This window comes from Rhizobium sp. NZLR11, assembly GCF_019685115.1.
Lineage (GTDB): Bacteria > Pseudomonadota > Alphaproteobacteria > Rhizobiales > Rhizobiaceae > Rhizobium.
On record NZ_JABDWD010000005.1, the window covers coordinates 210,665 to 221,913 of the forward strand.

At 61.3% G+C, this 11,249-nt stretch carries 11 protein-coding genes; 6 read left to right on the plus strand and 5 right to left on the minus strand.

From position 1 onward, the window contains the following. Positions 1-65 precede the first annotated feature (65 nt). Positions 66-1,274: an amidohydrolase/deacetylase family metallohydrolase gene (locus HJB83_RS11400; RefSeq protein WP_221131955.1), complete on the plus strand. Its 1,209-nt coding sequence runs from the start codon at positions 66-68 to the stop codon at positions 1,272-1,274. Between the two features lie 22 nt (positions 1,275-1,296). Here HJB83_RS11400 and HJB83_RS11405 read toward each other — a convergent pair whose 3' ends face one another. Continuing rightward, a complete protein-coding gene (locus HJB83_RS11405; RefSeq protein ID WP_221131892.1) occupies positions 1,297-2,136 on the minus strand; it encodes an IclR family transcriptional regulator in 840 nt (279 codons plus the stop codon). 182 nt (positions 2,137-2,318) lie between these two features. On the opposite strand from HJB83_RS11405, the gene HJB83_RS11410 reads away from it, so the two are divergent. Beyond that, positions 2,319-3,176 (plus strand): SDR family oxidoreductase, encoded by an 858-nt coding sequence (locus HJB83_RS11410; RefSeq protein ID WP_207585616.1) that lies wholly within the window; start codon positions 2,319-2,321, stop codon positions 3,174-3,176. Between the two features lie 521 nt (positions 3,177-3,697). Then, the gene (locus HJB83_RS11415) at positions 3,698-4,561 is read left to right on the plus strand and encodes a DUF1989 domain-containing protein (RefSeq protein ID WP_221131893.1); all 864 of its coding nucleotides are present in this window, start codon (positions 3,698-3,700) and stop codon (positions 4,559-4,561) included. Between the two features lie 206 nt (positions 4,562-4,767). On the opposite strand, the gene HJB83_RS11420 is transcribed toward HJB83_RS11415, so the two are convergent. After that, positions 4,768-8,376, minus strand: coding sequence for a hydantoinase B/oxoprolinase family protein (locus tag HJB83_RS11420; protein ID WP_221131956.1), 3,609 nt, complete (start codon positions 8,374-8,376; stop codon positions 4,768-4,770). Between the two features lie 87 nt (positions 8,377-8,463). Between HJB83_RS11420 and HJB83_RS11425 the strand changes: the two genes are divergently transcribed. After that, positions 8,464-8,991: a winged helix DNA-binding protein gene (locus HJB83_RS11425; RefSeq protein ID WP_207585618.1), complete on the plus strand. Its 528-nt coding sequence runs from the start codon at positions 8,464-8,466 to the stop codon at positions 8,989-8,991. A gap of 55 nt (positions 8,992-9,046) precedes the next feature. Here HJB83_RS11425 and HJB83_RS11430 read toward each other — a convergent pair whose 3' ends face one another. Continuing rightward, entirely contained in the window at positions 9,047-9,262 is a 216-nt protein-coding gene (locus HJB83_RS11430) for a hypothetical protein (protein WP_007627616.1), read from the minus strand. A gap of 127 nt (positions 9,263-9,389) precedes the next feature. Between HJB83_RS11430 and HJB83_RS11435 the strand changes: the two genes are divergently transcribed. Together HJB83_RS11435 and HJB83_RS11440 are read left to right on the plus strand one after the other, a co-directional pair. After that, on the plus strand, positions 9,390-10,013 hold the full coding sequence (locus HJB83_RS11435; protein WP_207585619.1) for a TetR/AcrR family transcriptional regulator: 624 nt from the start codon (positions 9,390-9,392) through the stop codon (positions 10,011-10,013). 70 nt (positions 10,014-10,083) lie between these two features. Further along, positions 10,084-10,281, plus strand: coding sequence for a hypothetical protein (locus HJB83_RS11440; RefSeq protein ID WP_207585208.1), 198 nt, complete (start codon positions 10,084-10,086; stop codon positions 10,279-10,281). A gap of 121 nt (positions 10,282-10,402) precedes the next feature. On the opposite strand, the gene HJB83_RS11445 is transcribed toward HJB83_RS11440, so the two are convergent. Together HJB83_RS11445 and HJB83_RS11450 are read right to left on the minus strand one after the other, a co-directional pair. Continuing rightward, on the minus strand, positions 10,403-10,834 hold the full coding sequence (locus tag HJB83_RS11445) for a DUF1810 domain-containing protein (RefSeq protein WP_207585209.1): 432 nt from the start codon (positions 10,832-10,834) through the stop codon (positions 10,403-10,405). A gap of 93 nt (positions 10,835-10,927) precedes the next feature. Beyond that, positions 10,928-11,206 (minus strand): hypothetical protein, encoded by a 279-nt coding sequence (locus HJB83_RS11450; protein WP_207585629.1) that lies wholly within the window; start codon positions 11,204-11,206, stop codon positions 10,928-10,930. Between the last annotated feature and the right edge of the window lie 43 nt (positions 11,207-11,249).

The following is an 11,249-nucleotide window of genomic DNA, read 5'->3' on the forward strand; positions in this document are numbered from 1 at the left end:
CGCCCTCAGTCTTATTCTATTATAAAGATTTATATAGCATAACTATGGAATTCAACAATATGACCATGTCCGGCGACCAGCCTCAGAAGCCGCTTCTCCTCACCAATGTCAAACCAGTGGCTTTCGGGGCGGGCACAGCCGAGGGGGCGATCGACATTCTCGTCAATGCCGATGGCAGGATCGCCAAAATCGGTCCGTCGCTCGCGGTCTCTGAGGATGTGACGCGTATCGACGGCAAGGGCGCCTTCGTCTCGCCGGGCTGGATCGACCTTCACGTGCATATCTGGCACGGCGGCACCGACATTTCCATCCGCCCCTCCGAATGCGGCGTCGAGCGCGGCGTCACGACGCTGGTCGACGCCGGTTCGGCCGGCGAGGCGAACTTCCATGGTTTCCGCGAATACATCATCGAGGCCGCGCGTGAGCGCATCAAAGCCTTCCTGAACCTCGGCTCGATCGGCCTCGTCGCCTGCAACCGCGTCGCCGAACTCAGGGATATAAGAGATATCGATCTCGACCGCATCCTCGAAGTCTATGCCGAAAACAGCGAGCACATCGTCGGCATCAAGGTGCGCGCGAGCCATGTCATCACCGGCTCCTGGGGCGTCACCCCCGTCAAGCTCGGCAAGAAGATCGCCAAGATCCTGAAAGTGCCGATGATGGTGCATGTCGGCGAGCCGCCGGCGCTCTATGACGAAGTGCTGGAGATTCTCGGCCCCGGCGACGTCGTCACCCATTGCTTCAACGGCAAGGCCGGCTCGAGCATTATGGAGGACGAGGATCTCTTCAATCTCGCCGAGCGCTGCGCCTCCGAGGGTATCCGCCTCGACATCGGCCATGGCGGCGCCTCCTTCTCCTTCAAGGTGGCGGAAGCGGCGATCGCGCGCGGGCTTCTGCCGTTCTCGATCTCGACCGACCTGCACGGCCATTCGATGAATTTCCCGGTCTGGGACCTGGCGACGACGATGTCGAAGCTGCTCAGCGTCGGCATGCCCTTCGACAAGGTGGTGGAGGCCGTCACCCACGCGCCGGCATCGGTCATCAAGCTGTCGATGGAAAACCGGCTTTCGGTTGGCGCGCAGGCCGAATTCACCATATTCGACCTCGTCGATTCCGACCTTGAGGCGACGGATTCCAACGGCGATGTCTCCGTCCTCAACAAGCTGTTCGAGCCGCGGTATGCGGTGATTGGCGCCGATGCCTTTACCGCCAGCCGCTATGTGCCGCGGGCACGCAAGCTCGTGCGCCACAGCCACGGTTACTCCTACCGGTAGGATCCGCCGATGAGCGAAGCGCTCAGCGGTTGCGCCAGCCCATCAGCTTTTCGATCCGCTCCGCCGAACTGCGCACATGCGTGGTATAGTGATTTTGGTCGGAAAAGGCCTTCTGTTCCGGCAGCACGATGGAAATGGTGGCGACGCATTGGCCGTCGCGGTCGCAGATCGGCGAGGCGATGCAGGCAACCGCATAATCCGATTCTCCCGCCTGGATCGACAGGCGCGCCTCGAAGGCCTTGCCGGCGGCTTCCGACAGGGTGCTCGGATCGATCTCGGCGCGGCCGGTCGGTGACGAGCGGGCGCAGCGCTTGAATAGCTCGATGCGCTCCTCCTCCGGCAGGTGGCCGGTGAGCAGGCGGCCAGACGCCGTCCAGTTCAGCGGCACGCGGGTACCGACGCGGGACGCCACCTGGAAATGGCTCGGGCCGTCGGCCATGGCAAGCACCAGCATATAGTCGCCGTCGCGGCCGCAGACCTGCACGGTTTCGCCGGCCTGGCGACAGAGATCGTGCATCTCGTGGGTGGCGATGCTCATGAAATCCAGCGAGCGGGCATAGGCGAGGCCGTAATGATAGAGCCGGGCGCCGAGCCAGATCGAGCCGTCCGCCTGGCGCGTCAGCATGTTCTTCTCGACCAGATCGTCGACGATGACGTAAACGGTCGACAGCGGCGCTTTCACCGCCTTGGCGATCGCATAGACGCCGGCAGGCGAGCCGGTCTCATAAAGATGATCGATTACTTGGAGCGCACGATCGATGCCGCTGACGCGGGCGCGCCGCGCACCCTTGCTGGCGACGTCGTCGGCATGGGCCTCGTCTTCGGTGTAAACTGCGGGTGATGTCTTTCCGTCCAATTCCATGCACCTCGTTAAAACTGCTATTCTGTTACATTACTATGGCATAGCGGTCGCTGTGGCAAATCGCAAAATTTTGTAGGTTGATCGTGTGGGCGGATGTCACAGCGGGGGGTCGTCTGGACCTCCGCCATAAACTTGGAACAACAAGCCGCAGCCTGAGTTTGATCCCGAACCAGGAGATCATCATGACGAATTATCCAACACCGCCTTTCCCATCCCAGAAGCAGCCGATGCCGGGTTTCACCGCACAGATGGACCCCGTTCCCGACCACGGCGAAAAAAGCTATCGCGGGTCCGAGCGGCTGAAGGGCAAGCGGGCGATCATCACCGGCGGCGATAGCGGTATCGGCCGGGCGGTGGCGATCGCCTATGCCCGGGAAGGCGCCGACCTTTTGATCTCCTATCTCGATGAGGACGAGGACGCCGACGAGACCAAACGGCTGGTCGAGCAGGCCGGGCGCAAGGCTTTGCTCGTCAGTGGCGACATTCAGGATCCCGCCCACTGCCGGCAGATCGTCGAAACGGCGGTTAAGGAGCTTGGTGGGATCGACATTCTGGTCAACAATGCGGCGCATCAGGCGAGCTTCAAGAGTATCGACGAGATCAGCGATGAGGAGTGGGAACTGACCTTCAGGGTCAATATCCATGCGATGTTCTACCTGACCAAGGCGGCCGTTCCCCATATGAAGCCCGGCAGTTCCATCATCAACACCGCGTCGATCAATTCGGACAGCCCGAACCCGACCCTGCTTGCATATGCGACGACCAAGGGCGCGATCCAGAATTTCACGGCCGGGCTCGCCCAGCTTCTGGCGGAGAAAGGCATTCGCGCCAATGCGGTGGCGCCGGGCCCAATCTGGACGCCGCTCATTCCGTCGACCCTGCCAGAGGAAAGCGTCAGCAGTTTCGGCAAGCAGGTGCCGATGAAACGGCCCGGCCAGCCGGCCGAACTGGCGACGACCTATGTGATGCTGGCCGATCCCTTGTCGAGCTATGTCTCCGGCGCGACAATCGCGGTCACCGGCGGCAAACCAATTCTCTAGGACGGAACCCCGATCCGCCATCTGCATCGCTTACGCTGCGGAATCATTGGCCGGGAGCGCCAGCCCGTCCGAGTTCGGTTCCACCTTCGGTAGGATTTGCGGATAAACTCTCCGGCCCGCAGGGTGCCCTGTCGCTCAAAAACTTGTCGAGGCAGGTTACCACGTCAGAGCAATGGTTCGAAATGCTGGAGGGGCAGAAGCTCTTATGACGATACAACCGGGCTCGACCTGGTGCCGGCCGGCAAAGGCGTCAACAAGTGTATGGGTCCCGAAGACTGCGTGTTTTTCGTCTATTATCCGAATGGAATCGATTACATTCCGGCCGACACCCATTAGTCGGCCTGCTTCAATTCGCCCTCGCAATTGCCAACTCTGGCGCTTGGCGAGGGCTATTCAGTTTCAGCGTGGGGAAATCCGCTTCGGATCCGACTTTGTCACTTCATAGCTATGAACGACTGGTCTAGACGGTGCTGACTTGCCATCGTCCCTGCCAAACAATTCAGCCGTATGAGATCGTCAACATGAAAACCACCTCGATGACCACCGCTCCCGCCGATGCCGATGTACGGAAAGCGATTAAACCCGTCATCTGCTATCCGACAGACACGCTGCCACGCCCCGACTTATCTGCCTATCGGACGCTTCGTGATGCGTTGGAGCTCGTTGATCGAGTGACCGTCCCACCGCGCGATGCTGCAACGTGGGAGGTCCCCGCTGGTCATTTCTGCAGGATCATTTGTTCCGAGGGCGCGCAGGTTGGCGATCTGAACCTGTTCAACCTGAAGAACATTGGCGAGCGCTTTTACAGCGGCAAGACGCGCGCCCTGAATGGGACGCATGTGGGCGTTGGCGATCAGCTTTTTTCCAACTTCCCCTACCTCCGGCCGATCGCAACCATAACTCACGATACCCTCGATTGGTATGGTTTTGACGAATTCGGCGGGTCAGTCCACGACGTCATCGGTACACGTTGTGACCCTTACACCCACAACCTACTGAGCGACGGCGGGCGGTACCATTATTGCTGCCACTCCAACCTGACCCGCGCCTTAGCACAGAGAACTGGTCTTCCGATCAATGAAGCGGAACTGCATGTTCATGATGTTCTGAACGTCTTCATGTGCACCGGATTTTCGCGCGACACCGGACAGTACTTCATGAAGGCAAGCCCTGTGCGGCCGAATGATTACCTCGAATTCTTCGCCGAGATCGATCTTTTAGGCTGCATATCCGCATGCCCCGGAGGCGACTGCTCTACCGTCCATTCCTCTGACATGGCCGCCTGCTATCCCCTAATCGTTGAAGTCTTCAAACCAGCAGGCTATCCATTGAATTGGAAGACGCGCGCGTTGAATGGATATGACCGAAGCCACGGGCTTGATTGAGGGCCTCTCCTGTCGCGGCAGCGTGCCGAGCTCACTATTTCCTTGAAAGTGAACGTGGTACGGGCAGCGACGCTTTCGGTCCGTTGGTCGCGGCTCGGCGCCTTATTTGCCCCAGAAAGTGTCTTCTTGCTTGGGGTCGGAGGAGAACAGCCAAACGATCTTACAGTCCTGCACGCGGCAAAAGTTGGCTGTGGCGTCAAGTGCACCTATGTCTTGCCGTAGCCACCGCCGGTCGGTGTCGTGACGATCACGGCGTCGCCGGCGGCGAGCATTGCCTGGTCAGCGCCCTCCAGCCTTTCGACATTGCCGTCCGCGCGACGGATCTCGGTTTTTCCCAATTGCCCGTCTTCCCCGCCGAAGAGGCCGAACGGCCGGATCATGCGATGCGAGGAGAGAATGCTGCAATCCATCATCTCAAGGAAGCGGATGCTGCGCTCAGTTCCGCCGCCGGAGCTATACTTTCCCTTGCCGCCGGAGCCGCGGCGGATGTGGAAATCTTCGAGCACGACGGGAAAACGGAATTCCAGCACCTCAGGATCGGTCAGCCGTGAGTTGGTCATATGGGTGTGCACACCATCGGCGCCGCTGAAGCCGGTGCCGTCGTTGAGCAGACCGGCTGGTCCGCCGGCGCAGATCGTCTCGTAATATTGATAAACGGCGTTGCCGAAGGTCAGGTTGTTCATCGAGCCCTGCGCTGCCGCCAGCGTTCCGAGCGCCCCGAACAGCGCATTGGTCACATGCTGGCTGGTCTCGACATTGCCGGCGACGACGGCGGCCGGATAGGCCGGACGCAGCATCGAGCCATCGGGCACGATGATCCGGATCGGCCGCAGGCAGCCGGCATTCATCGGGATCGGCTGCTCGACCATGACCCGGAAGACATAAAGCACGGCGGCGCGCGTCACTGGTTCCGGCGCATTGAAATTGGTCGGCTGCTGCTCGCTCGTGCCGGTGAAATCGACCGTCGCCTCACGCGCTTTTCTGTCGACGGTGATCTTCACCTTGATGACGGCGCCCTGGTCGGTGGGATAGGTGAATTCGCTGTCGCTCAGACGGGCGATCACCCGGCGGACGCTCTCTTCGGCATTGTCCTGCACATGGCCCATATACGCCTCGACGACGTCGAGCCCGAAATGGGAGACCATCTTGCGCAATTCCTGCACGCCCTTTTCGTTGGCGGCGATCTGCGCCTTGACGTCGGCGACGTTCTGGGCCGGATTGCGGGCAGGGTAGGGATGGTCCTGCAGCATCGCTGCGAAGTCGCCCTCACGGAAACGGCCTTCGTCGACCAGCAGGAAATTGTCGATCAGCACGCCTTCCTCGTCGACCTTCGTCGCCCTCGGCGTCATCGAGCCCGGCGCCTTGCCGCCGATATCGGCATGATGACCGCGCGAGGCGACGTAGAAGAGGATGACTTCGCCCGGATCGTCGAAAACAGGCGTGACGACGGTGATGTCGGGCAGATGCGTGCCGCCATTGTAGGGAGCGTTGAGCGCGAAGACGTCGCCCGGGCGGATGCGGCCTTCATTGAGGCGGATGATCGTTTCGACCGACCGGTCCATCGAGCCGAGATGCACCGGCATATGCGGCGCATTGGCGACGAGCGCGCCGGTGCGGTCGAAGACGGCGCAGGAGAAATCGAGCCGCTCCTTGATGTTGACCGAATGAGCAGTGTTCTGCAGCGTCACCCCCATCTGCTCGGCGATCGCCATGAACAGATTGTTGAAGACTTCGAGCATGACCGGATCGGCGCTGGTGCCGATCGCCGCATTGCGCGACAGCGGGATCTCGCGGGTGAGCACGATATGGTCGTGGCCGGTAAGCCGTGCCTGCCAGCCGGCTTCGACAACGATCGTCTGATGCGGTTCGATGATGAGGGCGGGGCCCTTGAGGACGGCGCCCGGCTTCAGCCCGTCGCGCCTGAAAATGCCGGCTTCGCGCCATGTTCCGCCGGAATAGAAGCGGGTTGTGCGCAGGGCTTCCGGCTCGAAGGCTTCCGCCTGTATGTCCGCCTCCTCGATGTCGGCGCCGCCGCCAATGCCCTCGACCTCGATGGAATCGACGACAACAGGCCGGTCTTCGAAGATGAAGCCGAACTGCTTCTTATGGGCGGCGGCAAAGGCCTGCGCCATTTCCTCCTGCGGCCCGAAGGCGACGGGCAGGGCGGTGTCGGTGCCTTTGTATTGCAGGTGCAGCCGGGTGACGATCTCCATGTCGGCAGCCTCGACACCCTGCAGCGTCAACTCCTCGCGCACCTCCTCGGCCAACCCGGCCCGGACGTCGGCGATCGTCATCAACGCTGCGGCGAGTTCCGTCAGCACCGCGCGCTGGCGCGTGGCGCGGATATCGGCAAGACCCATGCCATAGGCCGAGAGAATGCCGGAGAAGGGGTGGATCAGCACGGTCTTCATGCCGAGGCTGTCGGCGACGAGGCAGGCATGCTGGCCGCCGGCACCGCCGAAGCAGGTGAGCGCATAGTCCGAAACGTCATAACCGCGCTGGACGGAGATCTTCTTGATGGCGTTGGCCATGTTCTCGACGGCGATGGCGAGAAAACCGTCGGCGACATCTTCCGCCGTCCGCCCGCCGCCGATCGTCTGCGCCATTTCGGCGAAGGCGGCGCGCACTGTCTCGGCATCGAGCGGCAGGTCCTGCAACGGGCCGAAGATTTCAGGGAAGAATTCCGGCAGCAGCTTGCCGGCCATGATGTTGGCATCGGTAACGGTGAGCGGGCCGCCGCGCCGATAGGATATCGGGCCGGGTGTCGCACCGGCCGATTCAGGGCCGACGCGGAAGCGCGAACCGTCATAGCTCAAGATCGAACCGCCGCCGGCAGCGACGGTATGGATCTTCATCATCGGCGCGCGCATCCGCACGCCGGCGACTTCGGTCTCGAAGGCGCGTTCCAGTTCACCGTCGTAATGCGAGACGTCGGTTGAGGTGCCGCCCATGTCGAAGCCGATCATCTTGATGAAACCGGCGATGCGCGAGACCTCGACCGCGCCCACCACCCCGCCGGCGGGGCCCGAGAGGATCGCGTCCTTTCCCTGGAAGAGATGCGCATCGGTCAGCCCGCCGGAGGACTGCATGAACATCAGCTTCGGACCTTCTCCCTCGACGGTGCCGAGTTCGGCGGCGACCTGATCGACATAGCGCCGAAGAACCGGTGACAGATAGGCGTCGACGACGGCAGTGTCGCCGCGGCCGACGAGCTTGATTAGCGGTGAAACCACGTGCGACGGCGAGATCTGCGTGAAGCCGATCGCGTGCGCGATGGCGGCGGCCTGCTGCTCATGCTGGGGGTAGCGGTAGGCATGCATGAAGACGATGGCAACGGCGCGCAGGCCGTTGGTATAGGCGGCTTCCAGTGCTTGCCGCAAGACATGTTCATCGAGGACGCGTTCCACCGTGCCGTCCGCCAGCACGCGCTCCTCGGCCTCGATAACGTCGGCATAGAGCAGTTCTGGTTTGACGATCTTCTTGGCGAAGATATCGGCGCGGGCCTGGTAGCCGATCTCCAGCGCATCGCGAAAGCCCTTCGTCGTCACCAGCAGGGTCGGATCGCCCTTGCGTTCCAAAAGCGCATTGGTGGCGACCGTCGTTCCCATTTTCACCGCACCGATAAGCTCGGAAGGGATTGGCTGGCCGGCTGTCACACCAAACAGCTCACGGATCCCGTGCACCGCCGGGTCGCGATAGGCTTCCGGATTTTCCGAGAGCAGCTTGTGGGCGGTGAGCGAACCGTCGGGACGGCGCGCGACGATATCGGTGAAAGTGCCGCCGCGATCGACCCAGAAATCCCACTGTCTGCCCATCATCCGGCCTCCCATTGAACTGAAAATTTATTGACGATTTATCGATAAAATGTCAACGTTATCTTCTCGAAATCATGGAGGGGCGACATGGCAGATCAGCGCGGGCGACAGGAAATCGGGCCGATCGTCTCCTCCGCACATCTGGCAGATGGAGCGCTGCCGGCTCTTTCGGAGCTGGAATTCGGCCTGATCCTCGCCGGCAATGCCTTCGATCGCTGGATGGTCCGCTGCATGACGGCGGCGGGCGAGCCCGGCTGTGCTGCAATCGACGTGCTGGTGCTGCATTCGGTGGCCCACAGGCAGCGGCCGAAGCGGCTCGGCGATCTCTGCAGTGTGCTCGGCGTCGAGGATACACATCTGGTGATCTACGCGATCAAGAAGCTGGAAAGGCGCGGCCTCGTGACAAGCGCTCGGGCAGGCAAGGAGAAACTGATCGCCGCCACCGAAAAGGGCGTTGAAACCTGCCTGAAATACCGGGCGGTGCGAGAGGCGCTGCTGGTGGAGTCTATGAAGGGGGTCGGGCTCGATGCCGCGGCGACATCGGCCGTGGCGGCGACGCTCCGGGCGCTTTCCGGGCATTACGATCAAGCAGCAAGGGCCGCCGCCTCTTTATGACGGCAGCCCTTGACGGGGGCAGGGAAAGATCCCCCGAAATTTTCAAGCGGATTGTTCAGCCGAAGCAGGGCATCGCCGGAAGATTGGCGCGGCTTGCGAGCGCTCCGATCATGTTGCCCACTGAGGTCGAGCGCGGTTCGCGTTTACCGGCGGCCGTCTCCAGGAGTTGCTTGAAATCTTCAAGCTTCACGCCGTCGGCGCGCAACACCATGGCGATCAGGGGGTCGCGAAGGGCTTCGGATATCGTCAGGTCGTCTCTGGTCTTTCTCATGGTTGTCCTCCTTTCGTGGGCGGTCGCCCGTGTTCCACTTTCCGCTGCCGTGTTCTCGACATTGACTTTCGCGTTTCGTGGTGTTACCGGTAAGTAACAATGCATTTGTTACCGATCGGTCACATTGATGTCAAGGACTACGTCCGCAAAAAAATCAGAAACTTCGAATGAAACCTCCGCAGCCGTTCCAGAAGATCGCATCCCGCCGCGGGAGCGTATCGTCTCGACCGCGTCGGAGCTTTTCCGCGAGCGCGGCATCCGCGGCATCGGCGTCGATGCCATCGCCGACGCGGCTCTGACCAACAAGATGACGCTCTACCGGCATTTTGGCTCGAAGGACGAACTCGTCTGCGAGACGCTGCGCCGCGCCTCGGAAAAGGCGGGTGCGATCTGGCGCGAGCTGGAGACGGCCTGTCCCGGCAATCCGCGCGCTCAGCTGTATGCTTGGGTGGAAACGCGGGCGCAATGTCTGAACGGCGAGCCCGCCGGTTGCGATCTCGCCAATGCCGCCATCGAGCTGAAGGGCGAGGGCCATCCCGCCCACGAGATGATCGAACGGCACAAAGCCGAACAGCGCGATCGCCTGGCCGCCCTCTGTTCGGCGGCCGATGCGCGCGAGCCTGAGCTTCTTGCCGATACGTTGACGTTGCTGCTCGAGGGGGCGCGTGTCAGCCGCCAGGCCATGGGTGCTGCCGGCTGCTGCGGTCATTTCGCCAAGGCCTGCAACGCGGCGATCGCTTCTTTCGCCTGAACAATCCTTCGGGAACCTTACCGCTCTCACACCGTTGATCCATAACCGGAGGACAAGTGGAGACCGGGAGATGAACTACGTCTATCTCAAGCGCCTATATGCCAAACGCGCCGAGCTCGAGGCCAAGCTGGAGCTTCACGACGCCCGCTATTGTTTCGGCGAGGAAGAAGTCGATGACGGCACCGACAACGATCTGCGTCAGCGGCTGAGCGAAATCTCCGACGAGATAGCTGCGCTGGAAGCAGGCCGGGCCGCTAGAACAGGATGATTTCAGGCCCGGTCGGCCTAAAATCTGAATCCTGTTCTAAATTAGAGAGCTAGAGCATGATGCCGAAACTGTGGGCGGTCTCGGACGACATTGGGCCGACCGGGCCTAAAATCTACCTGTTCTAAGTCCGGAGGATTTCCATCGTCCGTTCGTCGAATTTCCCTTGATAGAAATGCTCGATCATTCGGTGAAAGGGCGAGCCATGGTCGCTGATCGCGGAAAACAAGGTCATCGAGGATCGCAGCTTCAGGTCGTCGGGTGAACCGAGGATCTCATGCGCCGATCGGCCGTCGACCGACAAAATCGCCTCGACGCAGCGCAGCAGCCGGCTTGAGAGAATGGGGTCGGCAAGATAGGCGGCGGCTTCCTCAGCCGAGCGGATCGCATATTTTTCGGCCATTGCCGACGTGCCGAGACCGGCGATCTGCGGGAAGATGAACCACATCCAATGGGACGTTTTGCGCCCGGCTTTCAGCTCGGAGAGCGCTTGTTCGTAAATGCCGTTCTGGGCATCGATGAAGCGGTCGAGATTGTAATCGATATCACCGGCCATGGTCCTTTTCCCTTTTTCTGCTGTCGATGCAGCCTGGGCCAAGGTCTCCATGCCCGGCGAAACGCGTTTTTGCCCGGCGAAATAGGCCTGCTGTCAGCAGACCCTCTCAGCATAGGGGCTGCTCTCACGGCAATGGCCGTAAGGCTGATGATGCGGCGTGTTGTCGTCCGCGGGGGCGGCAATGGCCGATGTCGTCATTGGGTCCGTATTGCCGGAAGAGTATGCGGCAAAACCCGCAAAGCTCAACAGAACCAATGCGCCGACGACGACCAGGCGCTCGAAGGCCGACAGCTTCTGAGCGCTGACATGGTCAACATAGTCGCGCTCGCCTGCGCCGGCGGTTTCGTCCTCTTTCACATGATGGGTCACCATATCCTGGCGACGGCTCAAAGCTTCACAATCTGTCATTTCTAAA

Coding starts and splice junctions, on each gene's coding strand:
- HJB83_RS11400 (WP_221131955.1), top strand. CDS start 66: ATGTCCGGCGACCAGCCTCAGAAGCCGCTTCTCCTCACCAATGTCAAA.
- HJB83_RS11405 (WP_221131892.1), bottom strand. CDS start 2,136: ATGGAATTGGACGGAAAGACATCACCCGCAGTTTACACCGAAGACGAG.
- HJB83_RS11410 (WP_207585616.1), top strand. CDS start 2,319: ATGACGAATTATCCAACACCGCCTTTCCCATCCCAGAAGCAGCCGATG.
- HJB83_RS11415 (WP_221131893.1), top strand. CDS start 3,698: ATGAAAACCACCTCGATGACCACCGCTCCCGCCGATGCCGATGTACGG.
- HJB83_RS11420 (WP_221131956.1), bottom strand. CDS start 8,376: ATGGGCAGACAGTGGGATTTCTGGGTCGATCGCGGCGGCACTTTCACC.
- HJB83_RS11425 (WP_207585618.1), top strand. CDS start 8,464: ATGGCAGATCAGCGCGGGCGACAGGAAATCGGGCCGATCGTCTCCTCC.
- HJB83_RS11430 (WP_007627616.1), bottom strand. CDS start 9,262: ATGAGAAAGACCAGAGACGACCTGACGATATCCGAAGCCCTTCGCGAC.
- HJB83_RS11435 (WP_207585619.1), top strand. CDS start 9,390: ATGTCAAGGACTACGTCCGCAAAAAAATCAGAAACTTCGAATGAAACC.
- HJB83_RS11440 (WP_207585208.1), top strand. CDS start 10,084: ATGAACTACGTCTATCTCAAGCGCCTATATGCCAAACGCGCCGAGCTC.
- HJB83_RS11445 (WP_207585209.1), bottom strand. CDS start 10,834: ATGGCCGGTGATATCGATTACAATCTCGACCGCTTCATCGATGCCCAG.
- HJB83_RS11450 (WP_207585629.1), bottom strand. CDS start 11,206: ATGGTGACCCATCATGTGAAAGAGGACGAAACCGCCGGCGCAGGCGAG.